The sequence below is a fragment of the Pseudomonas sp. KH_021 genome, from assembly GCF_057838865.1.
In genome coordinates this window covers 69,324-91,518 of the sequence record NZ_CM174477.1, presented here as the reverse complement: position 1 = coordinate 91,518, position 22,195 = coordinate 69,324, and the positions used below count along the sequence as shown (strand labels likewise).

General features: G+C 58.3%; 19 protein-coding genes. 6 read left to right on the top strand and 13 right to left on the bottom strand.

Annotated features, from left to right (window positions below):
* Window positions 1-10 precede the first annotated feature (10 nt).
* Window positions 11-1,216 carry an ISL3 family transposase gene (locus AC3IX4_RS00455; protein ID WP_489256731.1) on the bottom strand — a complete coding sequence of 402 codons (1,206 nt, stop codon included), beginning with the start codon at window positions 1,214-1,216 and terminating at the stop codon, window positions 11-13.
* Window positions 1,217-1,531: 315 nt separating this feature from the next.
* On the opposite strand from AC3IX4_RS00455, the gene AC3IX4_RS00450 reads away from it, so the two are divergent.
* Genes AC3IX4_RS00450 through AC3IX4_RS00440 form a run of 3 tightly spaced genes read left to right on the top strand, consistent with a single transcriptional unit; the run spans window position 1,532 to window position 5,729 of the window.
* Complete coding sequence (locus tag AC3IX4_RS00450; RefSeq protein ID WP_489258751.1) at window positions 1,532-3,190, top strand: Na/Pi cotransporter family protein; 1,659 nt, start codon at window positions 1,532-1,534, stop codon at window positions 3,188-3,190.
* Between the two features lie 59 nt (window positions 3,191-3,249).
* Complete coding sequence (locus tag AC3IX4_RS00445; RefSeq protein WP_489258750.1) at window positions 3,250-4,647, top strand: M16 family metallopeptidase; 1,398 nt, start codon at window positions 3,250-3,252, stop codon at window positions 4,645-4,647.
* Window positions 4,648-4,703: 56 nt separating this feature from the next.
* A complete protein-coding gene (locus AC3IX4_RS00440) occupies window positions 4,704-5,729 on the top strand; it encodes a DUF5924 family protein (protein WP_489258749.1) in 1,026 nt (341 codons plus the stop codon).
* Window positions 5,730-5,741: 12 nt separating this feature from the next.
* Here the strand turns inward: AC3IX4_RS00440 and AC3IX4_RS00435 are convergent, their stop codons facing one another.
* The 5 genes from AC3IX4_RS00435 to AC3IX4_RS00415 form a co-directional block, all read right to left on the bottom strand.
* Window positions 5,742-6,971: a nucleoside recognition domain-containing protein gene (locus AC3IX4_RS00435; RefSeq protein ID WP_489258748.1), complete on the bottom strand. Its 1,230-nt coding sequence runs from the start codon at window positions 6,969-6,971 to the stop codon at window positions 5,742-5,744.
* Between the two features lie 195 nt (window positions 6,972-7,166).
* The gene (gltP, locus tag AC3IX4_RS00430) at window positions 7,167-8,495 is read right to left on the bottom strand and encodes a glutamate/aspartate:proton symporter GltP (RefSeq protein WP_489258747.1); all 1,329 of its coding nucleotides are present in this window, start codon (window positions 8,493-8,495) and stop codon (window positions 7,167-7,169) included.
* A 752-nt stretch (window positions 8,496-9,247) separates the two neighbouring features.
* Window positions 9,248-9,412 (bottom strand): DUF1328 domain-containing protein, encoded by a 165-nt coding sequence (locus AC3IX4_RS00425; RefSeq protein ID WP_489258746.1) that lies wholly within the window; start codon window positions 9,410-9,412, stop codon window positions 9,248-9,250.
* A 141-nt stretch (window positions 9,413-9,553) separates the two neighbouring features.
* Window positions 9,554-9,832: a hypothetical protein gene (locus AC3IX4_RS00420; protein ID WP_489258745.1), complete on the bottom strand. Its 279-nt coding sequence runs from the start codon at window positions 9,830-9,832 to the stop codon at window positions 9,554-9,556.
* Window positions 9,833-10,006: 174 nt separating this feature from the next.
* Complete coding sequence (locus AC3IX4_RS00415) at window positions 10,007-10,855, bottom strand: BON domain-containing protein (RefSeq protein ID WP_489258744.1); 849 nt, start codon at window positions 10,853-10,855, stop codon at window positions 10,007-10,009.
* 211 nt (window positions 10,856-11,066) lie between these two features.
* Here AC3IX4_RS00415 and algB point away from each other — a divergent pair, with 211 nt between their 5' ends.
* Together algB and AC3IX4_RS00405 are read left to right on the top strand one after the other, a co-directional pair.
* Window positions 11,067-12,413, top strand: a complete 1,347-nt coding sequence (algB, locus tag AC3IX4_RS00410) for a sigma-54-dependent response regulator transcription factor AlgB (protein WP_489258743.1) — start codon at window positions 11,067-11,069, stop codon at window positions 12,411-12,413.
* Window positions 12,410-14,194, top strand: a complete 1,785-nt coding sequence (locus AC3IX4_RS00405; RefSeq protein ID WP_489258742.1) for an ATP-binding protein — start codon at window positions 12,410-12,412, stop codon at window positions 14,192-14,194. The genes algB and AC3IX4_RS00405 overlap by 4 nt, the downstream gene beginning before the upstream one ends.
* A gap of 12 nt (window positions 14,195-14,206) precedes the next feature.
* Here the strand turns inward: AC3IX4_RS00405 and AC3IX4_RS00400 are convergent, their stop codons facing one another.
* The 7 genes from AC3IX4_RS00400 to AC3IX4_RS00370 form a co-directional block, all read right to left on the bottom strand.
* Window positions 14,207-15,826, bottom strand: a complete 1,620-nt coding sequence (locus tag AC3IX4_RS00400) for an EAL domain-containing protein (protein WP_489258741.1) — start codon at window positions 15,824-15,826, stop codon at window positions 14,207-14,209.
* 75 nt (window positions 15,827-15,901) lie between these two features.
* Window positions 15,902-16,678: an N-acetylmuramoyl-L-alanine amidase gene (locus AC3IX4_RS00395; RefSeq protein WP_489258740.1), complete on the bottom strand. Its 777-nt coding sequence runs from the start codon at window positions 16,676-16,678 to the stop codon at window positions 15,902-15,904.
* Window positions 16,679-16,797: 119 nt separating this feature from the next.
* A complete protein-coding gene (locus AC3IX4_RS00390) occupies window positions 16,798-18,636 on the bottom strand; it encodes a GGDEF domain-containing protein (RefSeq protein WP_489258739.1) in 1,839 nt (612 codons plus the stop codon).
* A complete protein-coding gene (locus tag AC3IX4_RS00385) occupies window positions 18,633-19,517 on the bottom strand; it encodes an endonuclease/exonuclease/phosphatase family protein (RefSeq protein ID WP_489258738.1) in 885 nt (294 codons plus the stop codon). The genes AC3IX4_RS00390 and AC3IX4_RS00385 overlap by 4 nt, the downstream gene beginning before the upstream one ends.
* Before the next feature lie 9 nt (window positions 19,518-19,526).
* Window positions 19,527-20,162: a thiol:disulfide interchange protein DsbA gene (gene dsbA, locus AC3IX4_RS00380; protein WP_489258737.1), complete on the bottom strand. Its 636-nt coding sequence runs from the start codon at window positions 20,160-20,162 to the stop codon at window positions 19,527-19,529.
* Between the two features lie 198 nt (window positions 20,163-20,360).
* Window positions 20,361-20,966: a c-type cytochrome gene (locus AC3IX4_RS00375; protein WP_489258736.1), complete on the bottom strand. Its 606-nt coding sequence runs from the start codon at window positions 20,964-20,966 to the stop codon at window positions 20,361-20,363.
* Between the two features lie 46 nt (window positions 20,967-21,012).
* Entirely contained in the window at window positions 21,013-21,303 is a 291-nt protein-coding gene (locus AC3IX4_RS00370; RefSeq protein ID WP_489258735.1) for a c-type cytochrome, read from the bottom strand.
* 191 nt (window positions 21,304-21,494) lie between these two features.
* Between AC3IX4_RS00370 and yihA the strand changes: the two genes are divergently transcribed.
* On the top strand, window positions 21,495-22,127 hold the full coding sequence (gene yihA, locus AC3IX4_RS00365; RefSeq protein WP_489258734.1) for a ribosome biogenesis GTP-binding protein YihA/YsxC: 633 nt from the start codon (window positions 21,495-21,497) through the stop codon (window positions 22,125-22,127).
* Window positions 22,128-22,195: the final 68 nt, after the last annotated feature.

Below are 22,195 nucleotides of genomic sequence, written 5' to 3'. Positions count from 1 at the left end.
AAAAGGTTCTTCACGGATTGCCGGGAAAAGCGCATTTGATCTTCAAGAAGAAAAATGCGCTGTCCCGGTAGCCGTAAGCCATTCGCTTGATGACCTTGATCCGATTGTTGATCCCCTCTAGTTGGCCTGTGTGCATTGGCCATCGAACTCTGCTCAAAATGCCTCGCCAGTAACCGCTCAGCCTTTTCGCGAACTGGATCAACGAAGGAATGCCGCTCTGCTTGGCATGCCCCATCCATTGTTTCCACGCCCTACGCCATTCCCACGCTGTTTCGCTCGACCATAGCGCTTTGAGCTCAGCCTTCATGATATAGACCGTCATCAGCGACTGATTGGCATCCAATAAATCCTGCAGATGTACCTGCTGCTCTTGGCTCTTCAGATTTTCGGGGTTGCGCAGCAAGAGCCAGCGGGCCTGCTTGACCACCTTTCTCGCCGGTTTGTCATGGCGCAGTCGGTTAGCCTCGTCGACTCGTACCCTGTCGATGACTTCACGACCGTATTTGGCGATGACATGAAACAGGTCGTAGACCACTCGCGCATTGCGGCAGTGATGTTTCACTTCCAGATCGAAGGCCGTATTCATATCCATGGCGACCGCTTCGATTTGTGAACACCGCTCTGGCCCCAGATCCTCGAAAAACGAGCGTATAGCTATCCGGCTGCGCCCTTCACCCACCCACAAAACGCGACGCGTATCGGCATCCAAGATCACGCTGGCGTAGCGATGCCCCTTGAACAAGGCGAACTCATCCATCACCAAGCGCTTGGGCTCGGCCTCGGGTAGTTCATGCAATGTTTGCTCAAGCGCGCGACGCTCCAGGACGCGCACTGTTTCCCAGTGCAGGCCAAAGAGTTGAGCGACATGGAGCGTTGCCATCTGGCGACAGGCTTTGATGACCGCTTGGCAAAGCCTTGCGCTAAGCCTGGCGTACCGATCAAGCCAACTGACCGACTCCATCCGAGTCCCGCAGTCCAGGCAACGCAGGCGTCTAAAAACAGCGGTAAGCGTGACAGGGTGGCCAAGAATTGGCAGATCCCGAATGGATCGCTCTGACTGGTCGTGGACAGCAAGGCAGGGCTTGAGGCAGCCGCTGCAAAGAGGAATCTGATTAGGTCGAGGGGTTAGGTTGATCTGGAGAGAGCCGCCAACGACTTGGGCGGAAGCCACAGAAAATCCATCCCAAAAAGGCAGGATCGTATTAATATCTGGCATGAGAACGGCGGTTTGGTTGATGGGTTTGCTCGCACGAACATCATCGGTCAAATCGCCGTTCTTTTTTGTCTATTTCCCAGGATTCCGTGAAGAACCGAAAAAAAGGGGCAGTGAATGCCCCTTTTTTTCGCCTGCGTTTTCATCAACCTTCATCAGACGTGGCTATCAACTTTGTAACCGGCTATGCGATGCTGGCGATCAGGCCATTGGCCAACTAAAGCTTAACGTGAGCACTGGAAAAAACGACTGCGAGACCGCCGCTCACGGCGTCATGAACTTGCCCCGCTGGGGTACCTTAACCAGGGGGCCTTTTTTATGCTGACCCTGCTCAATCTGCTCTCTGCCGTCGCCCTATTGATCTGGGGCACGCACATCGTGCGTACTGGCATCCTGCGAGTCTATGGCTCGAACCTGCGCCGCATGCTCGGCCAGAACATGGCACGTCGACCCTTGGCGTTCGTGGCCGGCATTCTGGTGACCGCCATGGTGCAAAGCAGCAACGCCACGGCCATGCTGGTGACCTCGTTCGTCGGCCAGGGCCTGATGGCGCTGACGCCGGCGTTGGCAATCATGCTCGGGGCCGACGTGGGTACGGCGCTGATGGCGCGGGTGCTGACCTTCGACCTGTCCTGGCTGTCACCGCTGTTGATTTTTCTTGGGGTGATTTTCTTCCTGTCACGCAAGCAGACGCCGGTCGGGCAGATGGGCCGAGTGGGGATCGGCCTGGGCCTGATCATCCTGGCGCTGCAACTGATCGTCGAAGCCGCCACCCCGATTACTCATGCCCAAGGGGTGAAGGTGCTGTTCGCCTCGCTCACCGGCGATATTTTGCTCGATGCCCTGGTGGGCGCGCTGTTTGCCCTAGTGTCTTACTCAAGCCTCGCCGCCGTACTCCTGACCGCAACCTTGGCGGGCGCGGAAGTGATCAGCTTGCCGGTGGCCATCGGCCTGGTGATCGGCGCCAATATCGGCAGCGGTTTGTTGGCATTTCTCAGCACCAGCATGCAGAACGCTGCGGGCCGCCAGGTGGCGCTGGGGAGCCTGTTGTACAAACTGATCGGGCTGCTGTTGATTATCCCGGTACTCGACCCACTGGTTGCCTGGATGGACAGCCTGACCTTCAGCCCGCAGGAAATGGTGATTGGCTTCCATCTGCTCTATAACACGCTGCGCTGCCTGGTGCTGCTGGTGTCTGTAAGCCCCATGGCCCGACTGTGTGCCTGGCTGCTGCCGGAGCGCCCAGAGACCAATGGCATCGCCCGGCCGCGTCACCTCGACCAGACTGCCCTGGCTACGCCCAGCCTGGCCTTGGCCAACGCCGTGCGAGAAACCCTGCGCTTGGGCGACCTGGTCGACAGCATGCTGGCGGCCATGCTGAACGTCCTGCGTGGCACCCAAACTGCACTGACCCAGGAAATGCGCCGGCACAGCGACGATGTCGAGGCGCTCTACAACGCCATCAAGCTGTACCTGGCGCAAATGCCAAGGGAAGATTTGAGCGAGCAAGACAGCCAGCGCTGGGCCGAAATCATTGAGCTAACCATCAACCTGAAGCTGGCCAGCGACGTGATTGAACGCATGCTGCGCAAAGTCCAACAACAGAAAACGTCCCAGCGCCGGGAGTTTTCTGACGTCGGCCTGGAAGAGCTGACCGGCCTGCACAGTCAGTTACTGGCCAACTTGCGCCTGGGTCTTTCGGTATTTCTCAGTGCCGACCCGGAAAGCGCTCGCCAACTGCTGCGGGAAAAACGAAAGTTTCGCGCTCAGGAACGGCGCCTGGCCCACGCTCATGTCAGCCGCCTGCAACGTAAAGTGGTGCAAAGTATCGAGACCAGCTCACTGCACCTGGAGCTGATTGCTGACATGAAACGCTTGAACTCGCTGTTCTGCAGCAGTGCCTACGTTGTCCTGGGCTCGGCCGATACCGGCGCATTGGCGGTCGATGGCGTGCCTGACGATGCCCGCTCGGAATGAAGGCACCACTCAATGATGTACTCGCTCAGTACTTTAAGATTCATGCCAGGAAGCTTGTCATGCGTTGCCTGATGTTCGTCTGTCTGTTGTTTGGCTGTACCGGTACCTTTGCCTTGGACCGCTTTCAAGTCGAAGGCTACCTGCTCTCCAATGGCATGCAAGTGCTACTCAAGCCCGGCTACGAGCGCACTCATGTCTCCATTCGATTGGTGGTAGGCGTGGGCTTCGATGATTTTGGCTGCGAGCGCCAAGAGTTACCGCACCTGCTTGAACACTTGTTGTTTAGCGGCATCGACGACGGCGACGAGGGCGGCCTTGAAGAGCGCATGCAAGCGCTGGGCGGGGAATGGAACGCCTATACCAGCAGCGCCGACACGACCTTTGTCATTGATGCGCCGGCGCGCAACCAACGTAAGGTCCTGGACCTCTTGTTGAAAGTCATCTCCCAGACCCGCATCGACGAGAACGCCCTGGCCTTGTCCAAGCGCATCGTGGAACGCGAGGATGGCGGCCACTATAGCCAGATGCAACGGCTTCTGGATCGCCAGGATCTGGGCCACGGGGCCAGCGATCAATTAGCGATTGAGCTTGGGCTCAAATGCGCCGAGCGCGCCTCGGTCGACAACCTGAGCCTTGATGAAGTAGAGGACGTGCGCCAGCACTGGTATGCCCCAAACAACATGACCCTGATCATTGTCGGAGGCCTGGACAAACTCTTGCCGGCCTTTCTGGAACGGACCTACGGTGCTCTTGAGTCCGTCGAACCCAGCGATCACCAGCCTCTGGCCAGCGCCCGACATCCTGCTGATGAACGCCGCGAACTCGACAACGGCTGGGTCGGTAACAGTGCAAAACTGCACTGGCTGTTTATCGAACCCACCCTGGAACAAGGGCAGGAGCAAACCCCGGACCTGCTGCAAAATTACCTCGACTGGGCGCTCTACAGCGAACTGCGGCTCAAGCACAGCCTGTCCTATGGCCCTTCAAGCCGCCGAGAAGTGTTTGGCGACAGCGGCCTGCTCAGCCTGAACGCCGACCTGGACCGTGCCGATATTGACGAGGCGGAGCAGACCCTTCGCGCACTGATAGAACACTTGCGCAGAAACGGCCTGGACCCGGCCACTTTCGAACGCCTCAAGCAACTCGCCATCGACCGCCAGGCCTGGGCAACCCAAGGCAACAGCGCATTGGCGGATTATTACTGGAGTGCCCTGAGCGACTTTGAGAATGGCCGCTTCAGCAACCCGGCCAAGCAAATCAAGGCGATCAGCCTGGAGGACGCCAACCAGGCCATGCGCGCACTGTTTGCCACACCCGGCTACCTGCGTATCGAGCGGCCGTTGCTCAGTTTCAACGACCTCTACGGGGTCATTGCGTTAGCCGCGGCGTTGCTGGTGGGCGGCGGCTTGATCTGGCGCAAGAGACGGCAAAAGGCCATATCGGGGAACGCGCATTGAATAGGCTAAGACGCTATCCTGTCGGGGTTTTCCTACGACCTCTGTGAATCGCCACAATGCCTATCTATATCCAGCGCTTGATCGGGCTGTTCAAGCGCTATCCAGGCGTCATTGCCCTGGCTGGTTTTATCTCCGGTATCGCCAGTTTTGTGCTGGTCGATCGCCAGGAAAGCCTGGCCAGTTGGATCGCCATCGTGATGCTGGTGAGCTGGCTGTGGTTGATGCTCGAAAACAGCCTCACTCAGCTGTTCGAAAAAGCCTTCAAGCGCGAAGTGCCGCCTGCGGTCTTGCGCTACGCGACGCAGATGATCCATCAGGAAAGCCTGTTCTTCGTCTTGCCATTTTTTTACATCACCACTACCTGGAACAGCGGCCAACTGATCTTTACCGGCCTGCTGACCCTGGCGGGGCTGGTCTCGATCATCGACCCGCTCTACTACAAGTGGGTCGCTCCGAGACGCTGGCTGTTCCTGGCCTTGCACACCTTGACGCTGTTTGCCGCGATGCTGACCGCACTGCCCATCATCCTGCACCTGACCACGGCCGAGAGCTTCAAACTGGCCCTGGGAGTGGCCATGCTGCTGTCGTTTCCAAGCCTTGCCAGCAGCTTCCCCATCTCCTCCTGGCGTCGTGGGCTGATGTTGGTAGTGGTGACCCTGGCAGTGGGGGCTAGCGGCTGGCTGCTACGCTCCTGGGTGCCGCCAGCAACGCTCTGGATGACCGATGTGGCAGTGACCACGGAACTTCAAAACCGCACCCCCGGCGAGAGCCTCGAGGAAGTCACCGCCGACCAGGTGCGCAACATCGGCCTGTATGCCTACACGGCAATCAACGCCCCCCGTGGGCTCGATGAGCGGATCTACCATGTCTGGCAATTCAACGGCAAAGAAGTCGACCGTATTGCCCTGGACATTCATGGGGGGCGCAAAGACGGTTATCGCGCCTGGACGCACAAACAGAACTTCCCCGGTAACCCGGTCGGTCGCTGGCAAGTGCGAGTATTGACCGAAGACGGGCAATTGATCGGCGTACTGCGATTTCGCGTGACCGATGCAGCGTCGTCCCAAGCGCCTGCTAGCTAAGCTGCAGGGGCTTCAGCCAAAGAACCAGTAACACACCAGGATCGCGGCGATCACCCCGGCCAGATCCGCCAGCAGCGCGCAGCCCACCGCATGGCGGGCGCGCTGGATACCTACCGCACCGAAGTACACGGCCAGGACATAGAAGGTGGTTTCAGTGCTGCCCTGGATGGTCGCCGCCACCAGCGCCGGGAAGCTATCGACACCTTTGGCCTGCATGGTTTCGATCAACATCGCCCGGGCGGCGCTGCCGGAGAAAGGTTTGACCAGCGCAGTGGGCAGCGCATCGACAAAACGCGTGTCCCAGCCCGCCCATTCGACCAGATGCCGAATGCCGTCCAACCCCAGGTCCAGCGCCCCAGAAGCACGCAATACGCCAACAGCACACAGCATGGCCACTAGATAAGGCAGAAGGCTCTTGGCAACGTCGAATCCCTCCTTGGCCCCCTCGACGAAGCTTTCGTAGACCTTGACCTTCTTCAGCGCTCCTAGCACCACAAACAGCATGATCAGCCCAAACAGGGTGAGGTTGCCGAGCAGCGACGACAGGCTGGCCAATGCCGTGGCCGACAGTCCCGCCAGCAAGGCCATGAAGCCGCCCAACAGCAGGGCACCAGGGATCAGGTAGGCGAGCACTACCGGGTCCCATAGCCTCAGACGCTGCATCAGCGCCACCGAGAGCAGGCCGACCAGGGTTGAGGCGCTGGTCGCCAAGAGGATCGGCAGGAACACCAGCGTCGGGTCCAGGGCGCCTTGCTGGGCGCGATACATGAAGATACTGACCGGCAGCAAGGTCAGCGAAGACGCATTGAGCACCAGGAACAGGATCTGAGCGTTGCTGGCCGTGGTGCTGCTGGGGTTCAGCTCCTGCAGGGCCCGCATCGCCTTGAGGCCAATGGGCGTGGCGGCGTTGTCCAGCCCCAGGCCATTGGCGGCAAAGTTCAGGGTGATCAAGCCCAGTGCTGGATGGCCGGCAGGCACTTCCGGCATGAGGCGACGAAACAGGGGGCCCAGCACTTTAGCCAGCCAGTCGACGATACCGGCCTTTTCGGCAATTTTGAGAAAGCCCAGCCACAGGGTCAGGGTGCCAAACAGCAGGATCATCACATCCACCGATAGCTTCGCCATGGCGAAAATGCTTTCCACCATTGCCGCGAAGATTCCAGCGTTCCCACCCACCAGCCACTGTGTCAGTGCCGACACTGCCGCTACCACGAAAAAGCCGAGCCACAGGCCGTTGAGCATCAGTTGTCCCCCTACAAGTTGCTGCGAATGATAGCGGTGTGCGACGCCCCGGCGCCAGAAACAACAAAACCCCGCCTGGGCGGGGTTTCAAACTGCGGACAATCACTTACTTGTAGGAGCAGAGCTTGCTCGCGATGGCATCGCTACGGTTTTTCAGGAAGACCGCAGCGATGCTATCGCAGCCAAGGCTGGCTCCTACACGACAGTGTTGCCGGCCGGGACTGCTTCCTTGGTGCGCCAGTGTGGCAGCGAGTTCCAGTAGCGCTGACCCTTGGCATCGTCGTACATGCCTTCCCAGCGAGCGATGACCAGCACTGCCAGGGCGTTGCCGATAACGTTCAGGGCGGTACGCGCCATGTCCATCACACGGTCGACACCGGCGATAAACGCCAGGCCTTCCAGCGGAATACCAACGCTGCCCAGGGTTGCCAGCAGTACCACGAAGGAAACACCCGGTACGCCCGCGATACCTTTGGAAGTGACCATCAGGGTCAGGACCAGCATCAGTTGCTGACCGATCGAAAGGTCGATGCCGTACAGCTGGGCAATGAAGATCGCCGCGATGCTCTGATACAGCGTCGAACCGTCGAGGTTGAAGGAGTAACCGGTCGGCACCACAAAGCTGCAGATCGCTTTCGGAGCGCCATAGGCTTCCATCTTCTCGATCACACGTGGCAACACGGTTTCGGAGCTGGCAGTGGAGTAGGCCAGTACCAGCTCATCCTTGAAGATGCGAATCAGCTTGATCACCGAGAAACCGAACAGCTTGGCGATCAGGCCCAGGATCACGAGAGCAAAGAAGGCGATAGCGAAGTAAACCAGGACGACCAGTTTGGCCAGCGGCAGCAGCGAGGCGAAACCGAAGTTGGCAACCGTCACCGCGATCAAGGCAAACACACCGATTGGCGCATAGTTCATGATCATGTGAGTGACCTTGAACATGGCTTCCGATACGCTCTGGAAAGTGCGCACCAGCGGGTCGCGGATCTCGGCCTGCAGGCTCGAAAGACCCAGGCCGAACAGCACCGAGAAGAAGATGATCGGCAGCATCTCGCCACGCATCAAAGCGGCAAAGATGTTTGAGGGGATCAGGTTGAGGATGGTTTCAACGAACGCATGTTCATGTTGCACCTCAGCCGCTGTCTGCTGGTATTTGGAGATATCGACAGTGCCCAGAGTGCTCATGTCGATGCCGGCACCCGGATGCACGACGTTGGCCAGAACCAGGCCGACCAGGATCGCAATGGTGGTCACGATCTCGAAGTAGATAATGGTTTTAAGGCCGATACTGCCCAGCTTTTTCGCATCCCCAACGCCTGCGATACCGACGATCAATGAGGAGATAACGATCGGGATAACGATCATCTTGATCAAGCGGATGAAGATGTCACCGGCAGGCTGCAAAATGTTACTGATCCACCATGCCTTTTCTGCACTGAAATGGTTCAGCAAAGCACCGATCGCGATACCAAGAACGAGACCGATGAGGATCTGCCAGGCGAGGCTGAGTTTTGCCTTCTTCATGTCATTACCCTTTCTTCAAGTGGCCATGCGCATTCACCGGGCACCCGCGTTGCAGAGCTGTCATAAGTCTGTTTCGCGGCTTTTTTGTGACTGTGAATCGCGCTGAAATCAGGTCTTCGCCAGTCGACACCGAGGGAGTCTGACCGCGAAAAAAGGCGCAACTATTCCGATGCAGCCCGCCCTCGTCTAATGCCGTAAACGACTACCCTATGCCGAATCGGCATGGGCTTTGAGGGTAAAAACGGGCGTTGGAACGGATTGCAGAAAGGGCGTTCGGAATTCCGAAAGTGACCAAAGCGCCATATTTAGGCCGATTTAGAGGTATCCGCCTGGATGCAAAAAGCCATTGTTCGACAATCCGAATGGCTCAAACGAGGGGTTGAGCCGAGAGGCAGGGGATGAAAAAAATATCGATATACGGTCATCCCTGTGAGCTATAAGCGCTCGGACAGTGAAACAGACGACCGAAGAAGTGGAATTTATCCTACGGAAAACTGGCCGGAAGTCCGGTCTTGTCATCGGCAGTAACGTTTGGCTAGACACGCGGACTTCCGTCGCAGCTTTGCCTGACCCGGCCCTCATCGGAGGCACTCCCTGTACCCCTAGGTCACTCCGGTCCTGTAACAACCAAAGCGTCCCGACCCCATGGTCATGCTCCCGCCCTCCTCAGGCGGGAGCAGCAGATAGAAGCCGAATTCGGAAAAAGGTTCAGCTTCCAGGTGAGAATTATGCTCATTACACATTGACCCTCTTCAGCCTCGCCCGCGACGGCCCATGAAGAAAGAAACCACGAACAGCACCAGGAATATAATGAAGAGAATCTTCGCAATACCCGCTGCGGTGCCGGCGATACCACCGAAGCCCAGTACGGCTGCAACAATGGCAATGATCAGGAAGGTAACTGCCCAACTTAACATGGTGACTCTCCTCTACAAGGGGGTAGGAGCTGGGTTTACCCGCGATAGGAGCACCACGGTTTGCCTGATGCACCGCGGTGTGCCCATCGCAGCCAAGGCTGGCTCCTACCTTTTTTAAGGGCTATTGCACGCCTTGACGGCTTAAAACACCCAGCGTTGACCAGGGCGTTGCTCTCGCGTCTGGCTACGATCCAATACCGAAGCCCGCGTACCCTGATGCTGAGCAGCAAAAGCCTTGACGGGGCTGTACTGGCTGGCGACGGCAGTGCGTTGTTCAATCGGCAGCATTCGATGGTTCAACTGCCAAGACTGATACTGCTGACCGGCGATCAGGGTCAGTATCAGCCCCAAACTCGCCAATAGTCCTTGCCGTACCTGCAGGGGGGTGATCGACCATCGAGCGATTGATTGGCAATTCATTCTGTGTGTCCTCCCCGCGGTGATTGTTGGCTTTCATGTAAGAGATATTGCAGCCTGCGTGCCAGCCTTCAACTCCAATAAATACGCTATAAATCACTGACTTAACTGTTTGATAGTCACCCTGTTGCGAGCATCTTGCACGATAGTCTCCCTACCTTCGGGCTTTTTGCACGACTACCGAGTCGCCTTGCCAGCGACTTTCAACAAATCTGCATCCACACCTTTCACGCCCCGTACATTGCGGGCGATCTCGATGGCGAGGGCTTTCTCTTCATCACTCATCACCACGCCACCGAGGGTGACCAGGCCCGCCTTGGAGTCGACTTTGATCGTCAGCCCGTCCAGATTGCGGCTATATAAAAGGCTCGCCTTGACCTTGGAGGTAATCCAGGCATCGCTGAGTTCTTCACCGGCTTGGGTAGCAGCCGATTGAGTTCTTGATGCCATCGAGTCGGCTCCACTGATGCTGATCAAGTTGTTGACCTCGTAGACGCCTTGGGTATTGCGTGCCAGGTTGCCAGCCAACTCCTTGGCCTCTGGGCTCGGAGCCCGTCCCCTGAGAGTAACGACACCCTCACGCGTCTGAACCTCGATATCCAGCGCCTCGGTCCGGGCATTCCATAAAAGTTTTGATTTGATCGTCGCCGTCAGTGTTGCGTCATTGAACTGCTGGGCAAACTTTCTAGGGGCTGGAGGCTGGTCAGCCAGGTCTGCGTTGACTGTCAGTCGGTTGTCGACCTTTTGGATACCTCGAGTCTGCAGGGCAATCTGCTCTGCCAGGTCGCGCTCTACAGGGCTTTCCACTTTCCCCTCCAGAATCGCCACGCCGTTCTCGACATCGATACTGATGTTGTAACCACTCAAGTGACGATTCAGCGCCAGTGACGCCCAGATCGAGCCCTCCTGGCGTGCCTCTTCCAATTGGCTGGGCAAGTCACCCTGAGCGGCCTGGACGGCCAGAGGCATCCAGATGAGAAAAGAGGCCGTCGCAGTGACGGCGATCAGTGATTTAAGCGAATGCATGGCCAGTCTCCTGTGCTCCTTAAAAACTCAAGGAACCTCGCAAGCACCGTGCCGATCCTTAAGAAAATGACTATTCGCTTAAAGTTCAGATAGATAGGCGCGGGCAGTACAGATAGCTACCCTGCAGGGCCGCGAATCAACCAGAATTGACCATGCAACTTGCCCGATTTCTACGGGACTAACCAAGACCATTGATAAAGGAGCGAGAGAAATGGAGTCAGCCCAGGAACATCAAGGCCGCATTCTGCTGGTGGACGATGAGTCCGCTATCCTCCGCACCTTCCGTTACTGCCTGGAGGACGAAGGCTACAGCGTGGCCACCGCCAGCAGTGCAGCCCAGGCGGATGCACTGATGCAGCGCCAAGTGTTCGACCTGTGTTTCCTTGACCTGCGCCTGGGCGAAGACAACGGCCTGGATGTGCTAGCGCAGATGCGTATTCAGGCACCTTGGATGCGCGTGGTGATCGTCACGGCTCATTCGGCCGTGGACACCGCCGTCGATGCCATCCAGGCGGGCGCTGCCGACTATCTCGTCAAACCTTGCAGCCCTGACCAATTGCGCCTGGCCACTGCCAAGCAATTGGAAGTCCGCCAGCTTTCCGCACGCCTGGAAGCGCTTGAAGGCGAAGTGCGCAAACCCAAGGATGGCCTGGACTCACACAGCCCGGCCATGATGGTCGTACTGGAGACGGCTCGCCAGGTCGCCAATACCGACGCCAACATTCTGATCCTGGGAGAGTCAGGCACGGGCAAGGGTGAACTTGCACGCGCCATTCATGGTTGGAGCAAGCGATCGAGAAAAGCCTGCGTCACCATCAACTGCCCATCGCTGAGCACTGAACTGATGGAGAGTGAACTGTTCGGTCATAGCCGAGGTGCATTCACCGGTGCCAGCGAAAGCACACTGGGCCGAGTCAACCAGGCCGATGGCGGCACCCTGTTCCTCGATGAGATCGGTGACTTCCCGCTGACGCTGCAGCCCAAGCTGCTGCGCTTCATTCAAGACAAGGAATACGAGCGGGTGGGCGACCCCGTCACCCGCCGCGCCGATGTGCGCATCCTGGCGGCTACCAACCTGATTCTGGAAGACATGGTTCGCGAGGGGCGATTTCGCGAAGACCTGCTTTATCGCCTGAATGTCATCACCTTGCACCTGCCACCCCTGCGTGAGCGCAGCGAAGACATCCTGACCCTGGCCGAACGCTTCCTGGCCCACTTCGTCAAAGAGTACGCCCGCCCGGCACGCGTCTTCACCGAGTCGGCACGCGCTGCATTGCTGAACTATCGTTGGCCAGGGAACATCCGCGAGCTGCGTAACGTGATTGAACGCGCCAGCATCATCTGCCCTCGGGAGCGAGTCGAAGTGAGCCACCTCGGGATGGCCGAACAACCGGCCAACAATGCTCCACGCATCGGCGCGGCGCTGAGCCTGGACGAACTGGAGAAAGCCCATATCGGTGCCATCCTGGCCACCAGCGACACGCTTGACCAAGCAGCCAAGACCTTGGGCATCGATGCCTCGACGCTCTACCGCAAACGCAAACAGTACAACCTATGAAATGGTCGATGAAGCTGCGCACGCGGCTTTTTCTGAGTATATCGGCGCTGATCACGGTGGCTTTGCTGGGGGTCGTGGTAGGTCTGGTCAGTGTGGTCCAGATGCACCGTTACCAGGACACGATGATTCGTAATAGCTTCATCAACCTGGACCTTGGGATCAAGCTGCGCCAGAACCTGGGCGAGCAGCTGATGATCATGCTCGACGACTCTCCAGACCTCGACAGATTGCAGAGCACCCAAGCGGATTTCACCCAGATCCTTGAGCAAGGTATCGAGCACGACCTGCGGGCCGGCAGCCATGATTTTGTTCAAGTCAGCGACAACTATGCCTCGTTCCTCAAGGCCTATGCCGATACGGGCACTGTCACCGACAGTTTCGGCAATGACCCAAGGTTGACCGAAGCCTTCAATGCGGTACGCAGCAGCCTGGTGGACGCGCAAAAGCAGACGGTCGAGGAAGTCAGCACTTACCAGCAAGCGTCCAAGCACCGGGCACTCTTGGTGTCGATCTTGCTAGGGCTGGTCGGGCTGGCGGTACTGTTGATTGGAGTGGCCACGGCGCACGGCATTGCCCGACGTTTTGGGCGCCCCATCGAGGCCTTGGCCAGGGCCGCCGACCAAATCGGCCAGGGCGATTTCGACCTGCAGTTGCCACAATCCTCGGCCGCGGAAATCAACCAGTTGACGCACCGCTTCGACAGCATGGCCCAGGCCCTGCGCAAGCACCAGGCGACCAATGTGGATGAACTGCTGGCGGGCCAGCAGCGCTTGCAGGCGGTACTCGACAGCATTGACGACGGCCTGTTGATGATTGATCGCCAAGGCCGCCTCGAACACCTCAACCCTGTTGCCCAGCGCCAACTGGGATGGGAAGACGACCGCGTCGGTATGAGCCTTGAGCAGGCTTTACAGCAGCCTGGACTGGATGACCAACTTCACCTGGTGCTACGTGGCGGCAGTCTTGAACGTGTGCCTGACGACTTGAGCTTCGAGATCGAAGGTGAAGCACGCTTGCTGTCCTACAGCTTGACGCCCGTCAGCCACACTGAAGGGCACATTCTCGGGGCGGTCATGGTGCTGCACGATGTCACCGAACAAAGGGCCTTCGAGCGAGTACGCAGTGAGTTTGTCCTACGCGCGTCCCACGAATTACGCACGCCGGTCACAGGTATGCACATGGCCTTTGGCTTGCTGCGAGAAAGGCTGCACTTTTCCACTGAGTCCCGCGAGCAAGACCTGATCGAGACCATAGACGAAGAAATGCAGCGCCTGGTGCAACTGATCAATGACCTGCTGAATTTCTCCCGCTATCAGAATGGTCTGCAAAAGCTCACGCTTGCCCCGTGCTCGATCGATGAGTTGCTCAGTCGTACTCAAGAGCGCTTCAATGAGCAGTTGGCGCACAAGCACATCGAGTTGCTGATCGATTTGGAAACACCACTGCCACACGTTCAAGCGGACCAGACACAACTGGAGCGGGTCATGGACAACCTCCTGGACAACGCCATCCGGCACACCCCACAGGCCGGCAAGATCCGCCTGCAAGCACGCCGACACGCTGAACGGGTGATTATCAGTGTCGAAGACAATGGCGAAGGCATTGCCTATGGCCAGCAAGGGCGGATATTCGAACCCTTCGTACAAGTGGGCCGTAAAAAGGGCGGCGCGGGCCTGGGCCTGGCGCTGTGCAAGGAGATCGTCCAACTGCATGGCGGGCGCATGGGTGTTTATTCCCGTCCAGGACAAGGTACCCAGTTCTACATGGCATTACCGATCTGAGTCGCGCCTGTTTTACGCCTCATCGTCGAAGCGACGCGCGCCCATCCGCCGCCCGCGTGTCAACAGCTCGGTGAACTGCCTTGCATTGAGCGCGTGGGCGAACAACCAGCCCTGGCCGTAGTTAACACCCTCGCTGTTGAGCAACATGGCCTGGGCTTCATACTCGATACCTTCGGCGATGACTCGAAGTTCAAGAGCATGGGCCATGCGAATAATATGGGGCGCCACCCCGCTGCTGGCCGCATCATGGCCGAGAGCATCAATAAACGCCTTGTCGATTTTCAGGCAATCCACCGGCAACGTCTGCAAGTAGGCCAGGCTGCAATAACCCGTTCCAAAATCGTCGATCAGTACCTTGTGGCCCACATCACGCAGCGCTTGCAAGTTGTCCCGCGCGACCACCACGTCAATCAAGCCGCGCTCGGTGACCTCAAAGGCAATCTGACTGGCAGACACATGGTGAATGGCCAGAAGCCGCGCCGTGACTCCGCCAATTCGGGGTGCCATGACATCACAGGCTGCCAGGTTCACTGAAATATAGAGCTGCGGGTTGGCACGTAGCACATGACCCAATTGCTCCAGCAGCTGCTGAATCACAAAGTCTGTGATCTCGCGTATTTGCCCCGTGTTTTCTGCCAATGGAATAAAGAGGTCAGGGCTGGTCAGGGTGCCATCCGGCCGACGCCAGCGCACCAAGGCCTCCGCCCCCACGCAGAGGCGACTATTGAGTTCGAAAATGGGCTGGTACAACACCTGCAATTCACCTCGGCGCAGCGCCCCCTGCAGCTCACCGCCCAGCGAGCGACGCTGGCTGATCAGCTGCAGCACCAACCAGCCGATGCACCAGGCCAGCAGTAGACTGCCAGGGAACAACAACCACAGCATGGTATTCATGCGTAACTGAGTACTGGGCCGCGGCGTCATCAATACCAGTTGATAGTCCGGCGAGTTGGTCGGCATTCGGTAGATCAATTGATCGGACAATACCAACAACGCCTGCGAGGACTTCGGCGGCCAATTCTGGGTGGGCGGCCAGATCTGCGGCGCCCCCAGCACCGGGATGGCTCGGGTTCCTTTGTCCAGCACCACCAACAGGCTGCCGTTAGGGGGCAGGTCGACCACATCCGACAAATGCCCCCGAGAAGTCGAAACCCGAAACTTGCCTCGCCCCAGCATCAGCGCTGCGAGGTTGTCATTGGGTTGGGTCGTGGTGTTCAGCCAGTAGCTATAGGTGGGGCCCTGAATGTCCGGCAGGCGTAACGGATCGATGACTTCTTCTCCGAAACGGCTGGAGCAGGAGTGAACACCGTCGACATAAGAGGCTTCGTAGACAAACCGATACTGGAAAGCCACCTGTTGCAGGATTGAAACCAACTCTGGGTCACAGCCGCGCAGCGGCTGGGCTGCGAGCAAATCGACGCCTTCGCGCAATTGACCGAAGATCTGCTCCAGGCGCTCCAGAAACCGCTCACCCTGAGCGTACATCTGCTCACTTTCGCCCTGCTGCAACTGATGCATCGCCAAGCCCAGGCTTGCCAGCAATAACAAGATGGCGCTGCCTGCAGCCGCCAGCGTCGCCAATAACCAAGGGCGATAAAGAAGTCTGCGGATGAACGACAGGGCAGAAGACATGAACAATATCCATTCGAATACTCAGAGGTATAGCAATGGACTGCACTTTCAGCCTGCCCGTTGGGCGGAGTTCTTTCAGCGCATGCTGTTCAAGACCTGCAGGATAGCCGCCGTCTGGGCATCCGGTTGGCCGTCGAAGCGCTCAGGGCGAAAGTGCATCTGGAAAGCTGCGATGACGTGATGGGTGGTGACATCGAACTCACCCGATTGGGGGAGGGAATAACCAAACCGCGCCAACTGCTGTTGATACCAGGCGGCACTGGGTGGATTTACGTCGAAACGCATTTTTTGCCGGGCCACGGCCTGGGCATTGGGCCAGATCCCGATCCCTTCCTGCGCCAGTCGTTTCCAGGGGAACAATGGCCCCGGGTCGAGTTTGCGCAATGCTGCGATATCACTGTGACCGACGATATTACGGGGCTCGATGGCATTGCGCTTGATGATGTCCTTGAGCAATACCACAAGAGATTGGTATTGAGCCTCGGAGTAGGGGTACCAGAGGCGACCATTAGGCGTGTCGTCATAACCACGGTTGACGATCTCGATACCGATCGAGCTCGAATTAAGCCAGGTCCTGCCTTGCCATTCACTCTCCCCGGCGTGCCAGGCGCGGCGGCTCTCATCGATCAGTTGGTAGATGGTGGCCGGCCCGTCGCCGATCAAATAGTGACTGCTGACTTCGCCTTTGGTCAAAAGCTCCAGGGAACGGTCCAGCGAGGCACTGGTGTAATGCAATACGACAAATTGAATTCGGCCATCCTGGTTTTTCGATAGATGGCTACGGTCGATACGTGGGCCGCTGGCGCATCCTGCCAGCAGCACGAGCATGAGAGAGGTGAGCAATAGCTTCATAGGGCAATGAGACGCGGCTGTGTGGGCAGTAATGCAATAGCATAACGGAGCCCTCGGCAAGCCGGTGGATTAAACCGAAGCTAAAGGTTTCCCGGTAGACCTGCTGCGCTTATAAGCCGTCAGGCTCGTTCCAGCCGATTGCGCCCGGCATCCTTGGCGCGATACAGCGCCTGATCCGCCCGCTGGAAAGCCACTTCGCTGCGCTCGCCGGGCCGCAAGCCGGTGATTCCAATAGAGACGGTAACGGTGACCGGCTCTCCCTTGAAGTGAAACGGGCAGGCCTGGACCGCACCACGCAGGCGCTCCATTTGGCGAAGCCCATCCATCATCTTGGTCATTGGCATCAGCAAGACAAACTCTTCGCCACCATAACGGGCTATGAAATCTGAAGGACGCAACCGCTTGCGCAGTTCGTTGGCGACGATCTTCAAGACCTTATCGCCGGCCAGATGCCCATAACTGTCGTTAACCTGCTTGAAGTGGTCCAGATCCAGGATCGCCAGCAACAGGCTTGAATCGTTCTGTTGCGCCTGAGTCAATTCCTGCTCCAGTCGCTCGCTCCAGGCGGCGCGGTTGGCAAGACCGGTCAAGGGGTCGAGCAATGCCTTCTGACGCTGCTCTTCCAGATGCTCACGGTAGCCATGAGCTTCCTGTTCCATGTGCGCAACACGCTCTGCCAGGCCCTGAAGCCTGACTGCCACTTCCTGCTCCCGCAGGTCACGTTGCTGCTGATGCTCGTCCAGGGTTCCGAGCAGATGCTCGAGGCGGTTTTCCAGGACATGCTTGAGGCTGTCCAGGTCGGCGGCGTCCTGGACGCTGGTCTGCAAGCCGTCGACCTGTTCGCGCAATTGGTTGTTCAGCTCTCGGGCGACCGAGCTGTTATCGGCGTGCCCTTCGCTGGCTTCCTGCAGGTAGCTCTGGAAGGACTCCAGGCGCTCATTGAGCTGCTTGAGATAAACCTGGAATTCCTGCTGGCCGTTGTCGTTGATGGCTAACATCAGGACAGCAAGGTCATCGAGGATGGGTAACAACTCGTACCAATTCAAGCCGTTTTCGAGCCTGGCACACATGGATTGCGCCTGCGGCTTGTAGTTCTCTGGCAGGTTCAGCTCAGTGAGCAGGCCCAGAAGCGTCTGTTCGATGTGCGCGGCCACCGAACTGTAGGAAGGCTCTACGGTATCAGGCAAAGAATAGGGCCCGTCATCAAGCACAGGCTTCTCCACAAAGCCTTCAGACACATCATCAGTACTGATCGGAGGGGACTCAATCGGCTGAGGGTCGTCTAGTGTGGTTGCAGATGCCGGCGAATGGGGCGGTGCCTGCGGTGTGTCTGAATCCACCACGGAGGGTTTGTACGCCGCATTGGGGGCGGCGAACTGCAATCCACCTGACTGCTCTGCCGGGCCTGCCGACAGTAGGGGTTCCAGTGATGGGTCACGGCCACCAAACAGCCGTTGCAGCAGCCCGGGCCGAGCTGTTTGTTCAGGGTTGGCCAACGAGGCCAGGGCTTGGCCTTGCAAACCGCTGAGCTCCCCCAGCAGCAAGGGGATCTCGCGAGACTTACCGGCCCGCGACTCCACCTGACGGGAAAATTTCTTTAACGGACGGCTGATATCGCTTGGAAGCGGCAGCGACTGCAGCTGCGAAACCAGCGTCGCCAGCGCACTGGCTACCTGGGCCACACGCGTTTTGCGGCGTTGCTCCGAATCCAGGACCGTCTTTTCCAGGCGGGGGATCAAACCAGAGAGGGCGGCATCCATGTTGTCGGTGCGCACAATTTCGCGCATTTCCTTCATGCACTGGTCGACAGCCCTGTCACTGCCTTCGGCCGCCAGGGTGCTACGCACAAGGCCACGGCGCAGCAGATCGAGACGTGCCTCCCAGCGGCGCTCGAGCTTTTCCTGATTCTCGATGCTCTGCAGGTACTTTTCTTTCCAGCGCTGGGCGTCTTCGGTCATGCCTTGGGTCTGTGAGAGGGCGTGCTCAAGGCGGGAAACGCATCGGCCGCGAAGGAATCGGGTAAGCGAATCTCTACCGCGACCGGTAGGTGATCGGAAATGGGCTGGGAAAGCACCTGAAAACGTTCAAGTGTCAGGCCAGGGCTGAGCAAGATGTGATCTAGGCAACGTTGCGGGCGCCAGCTGGGGAAGGTTGCTTCCATCTGGGGGGCCAGCAGGCCCAGGTCACGTAAGGGCGAATGCTGCAACAGATCGCTGGCATGGGTGTTCATGTCTCCCATCAGCACCTGATGACGGTAGCCGCCAATCAGTTCGCGAATATACGCCAGTTGCAGGGAACGAGTACGCGCACCCAAGGCCAGGTGCATCATCACCACCACCAACGCGTCCTCACCCTCGCCAAAGCGCACCAGAATCGCGCCACGACCGGCAGGGCCAGGCAGCGGGTGATCTTCGATGAGATGGGGTTTGAGCCGACTGAGAACGCCGTTGCTATGCTGGGCCAGACGTCCCAGATTGCGATTGAGTTGCTGGTACCAATAAGGGAATGCGCCCAGATGGGCCAGATGCTCGACCTGGTTGACGTAGCCGGAGCGCAGGCTGCCGCCATCGGCCTCCTGCAAGGCGACCAGGTCGAAGTCACTCAACAGCTGGCCAATCTTCTGCAGGTTGGTCGCCCGGCCCGTATGCGGCAGCAAGTGCTGCCAGCTGCGGGTCAGGTAATGACGATAGCGCTCGGTACTGATACCCACCTGGATATTGAAGCTGAGCAGACGCAGCCGGCCGTCTTGCGGCAGCCCGCTTGTCTGCACATGAGCTTCGTTGACCTGCGGATCATGCTGGCCAACGAGGCGTTCGCTTCTGAAGCGCAGCAAGGACATGTGCGCCGCTTACTGGGCGGCGCGCTCCTTGGCAATGAGCTGGTCGGCAACGTTCAGCGTGGCCTCGGGGCCACCGGAGGTGCCGAGATCGAAGCGGTATTTACCATTGACGATCATGGTTGGAACACCGGTCACCTCGTATTTTTTCGCAAGATCCTTGGCTTTTGCTATTTGCCCCTTGATGGCGAACGAGTCAAAGGTGGCCAGGAACTTGTCCTTGTCTACGCCTTGGGTCGCGAGGAAGTCAGCCATCTCCTGCTTGTCGGTCAGCTTCTTGTGCTCTTTCTGGATGGCTTCGAATACGGCCTTGTGAACCTTATGTTCGACACCCATGGCTTCAAGGGTCAGGAACATTTGACCGTGGGCATCCCATGGGCCGCCAAACATGGCCGGGAGACGGACGAAGTTCACATCCTTTGGCAGTTTCTCCGCCCATGGATTGATGGTCGGTTCGAACGCGTAGCAGTGCGGGCAGCCGTACCAGAACAGCTCGACCACTTCGATCTTGCCAGGTTGCGCCACTGGCACCGGGTTGGTCAGCTCGATATAGGTTTTACCCGCCTCCAGAGGCACATCCGCTGCCTGTGCGCTCACACCGAACACGCTGGCAGCCACGAGAGCGGCGCTGAGAATCAGTTTACGCATGCTTTACTCCTGAGCATAAAAGGGTCGCCTTGTGCGACTGGCCTTGTGACCTGCCAACACCAGGTTGAGTTCGCTAGTGTAACGGCAGCGGCCATAAAAAAGGGTGGCCTGGGCCACCCTTTTTCTGCCCAACTGAGGAGGCTGGAAGGGGAAATTATTTCCGCACGTGTAGAGACTTCACGGCGCCCTTTCAAACCCTCAATGCAAGCCTTGGACGTAGCTACCCAGCGCCTCGATATCCTTGTTGCTCAGCTTGGCGGCGATGCTGCGCATGATCATCGAGTCGCCGTCGTTGGTACGGGTGCCTTCGCGAAAGTCTGTCAGCTGCTTGGCGACGTATTGCGCATGCTGACCACCCAGGTGGGGGAAGCCTGCGGCGGCGTTGCCGGTACCGTTGGGTGCGTGGCAACCGGTGCACGAAGGCATGCCTTCAGGCAGCTTGCCGCCGCGAAACAGCGCTTCACCCTTGGCCACCAGTTTTGGGTCGGCGGCGCCGACGCTGCCTTTCTGGCTGGCAAAGTAGGCGGCCAGATCGTCAAGATCCTGATCACTCAGATTATTTAACAACCCGGTCATTTCCAGCACCTGGCGCTTGCCCGACTTGATATCGCGCAACTGCTTGCTCAGGTAGCGCTCGCCTTGCCCGGCAAGTTTTGGAAAGTTTGGCGCCATGCTATTGCCGTCCGGCCCATGACAAGCGCCACAAACAGCCGCTTTGGCCTGGCCTGCGGCAACATCACCCGCGGCATGGGCCATCCCAGTAACGCCCAAGGTCAACAGCAGACTCACGATTATTTTATTCATCAGCTCATCCAACTACGGCTAAGGGTGAAAGATTTATGTCTCGGGACTATTGGCTCATCCAATGGATGACAGCTCGGTAATCCTCGGCATTGCAGTCCATGCACAATCCACGCGGCGGCATTGCCTTGAAACCCTGGGTAACATGCTGCACCAGCGTTTGCGTGCCCTTGTCCAATCTTGGTGCCCAGGCGCTGATATCACCTTTTTCGGGCGCCGTAGGCAGTTGTCCGGCATGACAGGCCCCGCAGGCCCGGTCGAAAACGGCTTGCGGATCTTGTGCAGCCTGAGCGCTGTAAAACGGCAACATGACACCGGCAACTAGTAGCCAGATCGTCATAAAACGGCCTTTTCGGGGCAGGGGGCGCACTGCGTTCTACTGCGCAATCGAGGTCTGACACCCCCCCGTGAGCTTTCTCCTACGCTGGGACAAAACGCACACAAAATCTGAGGCATTATATACTCCAGTTATTGAAACGGAAACGACACCGCTTACCGTGCCTCTTGGCAACGCCCCCAACCGGAACTCACATGCAACTCAAAAACCCGATCCTCGGTTTGTGCCAACAAGCCACTTTCTCCATCAGCGCAGCCAAAGTTGACCAGTGTCCACCGGACCAGGGTTACGAAGTGGCTTTCGCCGGGCGCTCCAACGCGGGTAAATCCAGCGCGCTGAACACCCTGACTCACGCAAGCCTGGCCCGCACCTCGAAAACGCCGGGGCGCACTCAACTGCTCAATTTCTTCAGTCTGGACGACGATCGCCGTCTGGTCGACCTGCCGGGCTATGGATATGCAAAAGTGCCGATCCCGCTCAAGCAACACTGGCAGCGCCACCTGGAGGCCTACCTGGGCAGCCGCGAGAGTTTGAAAGGGGTGATCCTGCTGATGGATATCCGCCACCCGATGACCGACTTCGACAGGATGATGCTCGACTGGTCGGTGGCAAGCCACATGCCGATGCATATACTGTTGACCAAGGCCGACAAGCTGACTTACGGCGCGGCCAAGAATGCCCTGCTCAAGGTGCAGTCGGAAATTCGCAAGGGTTGGGGTGACGCAGTCAGCATCCAGTTGTTCTCGGCGCCCAAGCGCATGGGCCTGGAAGAAGCCTACGTAGTGCTGGCTCGCTGGACAGAATTGCCTGACAAGGTCGTGGAATAAGGCCTTGGGTCAAATTGCAGGCAAAAAAAACCCCGGACTTCGTATGGGGAGGGGGAAGTTCGGGGTTT

What these genes read in the sequence shown, in the direction of transcription:
- AC3IX4_RS00455 (WP_489256731.1), bottom strand. Translation starts at nt 1,216, where the DNA reads ATGCCAGATATTAATACGATCCTGCCTTTTTGGGATGGATTTTCTGTG.
- AC3IX4_RS00450 (WP_489258751.1), top strand. Translation starts at nt 1,532, where the DNA reads ATGCTGACCCTGCTCAATCTGCTCTCTGCCGTCGCCCTATTGATCTGG.
- AC3IX4_RS00445 (WP_489258750.1), top strand. Translation starts at nt 3,250, where the DNA reads ATGCGTTGCCTGATGTTCGTCTGTCTGTTGTTTGGCTGTACCGGTACC.
- AC3IX4_RS00440 (WP_489258749.1), top strand. Translation starts at nt 4,704, where the DNA reads ATGCCTATCTATATCCAGCGCTTGATCGGGCTGTTCAAGCGCTATCCA.
- AC3IX4_RS00435 (WP_489258748.1), bottom strand. Translation starts at nt 6,971, where the DNA reads ATGCTCAACGGCCTGTGGCTCGGCTTTTTCGTGGTAGCGGCAGTGTCG.
- gltP (WP_489258747.1), bottom strand. Translation starts at nt 8,495, where the DNA reads ATGAAGAAGGCAAAACTCAGCCTCGCCTGGCAGATCCTCATCGGTCTC.
- AC3IX4_RS00425 (WP_489258746.1), bottom strand. Translation starts at nt 9,412, where the DNA reads ATGTTAAGTTGGGCAGTTACCTTCCTGATCATTGCCATTGTTGCAGCC.
- AC3IX4_RS00420 (WP_489258745.1), bottom strand. Translation starts at nt 9,832, where the DNA reads ATGAATTGCCAATCAATCGCTCGATGGTCGATCACCCCCCTGCAGGTA.
- AC3IX4_RS00415 (WP_489258744.1), bottom strand. Translation starts at nt 10,855, where the DNA reads ATGCATTCGCTTAAATCACTGATCGCCGTCACTGCGACGGCCTCTTTT.
- algB (WP_489258743.1), top strand. Translation starts at nt 11,067, where the DNA reads ATGGAGTCAGCCCAGGAACATCAAGGCCGCATTCTGCTGGTGGACGAT.
- AC3IX4_RS00405 (WP_489258742.1), top strand. Translation starts at nt 12,410, where the DNA reads ATGAAATGGTCGATGAAGCTGCGCACGCGGCTTTTTCTGAGTATATCG.
- AC3IX4_RS00400 (WP_489258741.1), bottom strand. Translation starts at nt 15,826, where the DNA reads ATGTCTTCTGCCCTGTCGTTCATCCGCAGACTTCTTTATCGCCCTTGG.
- AC3IX4_RS00395 (WP_489258740.1), bottom strand. Translation starts at nt 16,678, where the DNA reads ATGAAGCTATTGCTCACCTCTCTCATGCTCGTGCTGCTGGCAGGATGC.
- AC3IX4_RS00390 (WP_489258739.1), bottom strand. Translation starts at nt 18,636, where the DNA reads ATGACCGAAGACGCCCAGCGCTGGAAAGAAAAGTACCTGCAGAGCATC.
- AC3IX4_RS00385 (WP_489258738.1), bottom strand. Translation starts at nt 19,517, where the DNA reads ATGTCCTTGCTGCGCTTCAGAAGCGAACGCCTCGTTGGCCAGCATGAT.
- dsbA (WP_489258737.1), bottom strand. Translation starts at nt 20,162, where the DNA reads ATGCGTAAACTGATTCTCAGCGCCGCTCTCGTGGCTGCCAGCGTGTTC.
- AC3IX4_RS00375 (WP_489258736.1), bottom strand. Translation starts at nt 20,966, where the DNA reads ATGAATAAAATAATCGTGAGTCTGCTGTTGACCTTGGGCGTTACTGGG.
- AC3IX4_RS00370 (WP_489258735.1), bottom strand. Translation starts at nt 21,303, where the DNA reads ATGACGATCTGGCTACTAGTTGCCGGTGTCATGTTGCCGTTTTACAGC.
- yihA (WP_489258734.1), top strand. Translation starts at nt 21,495, where the DNA reads ATGCAACTCAAAAACCCGATCCTCGGTTTGTGCCAACAAGCCACTTTC.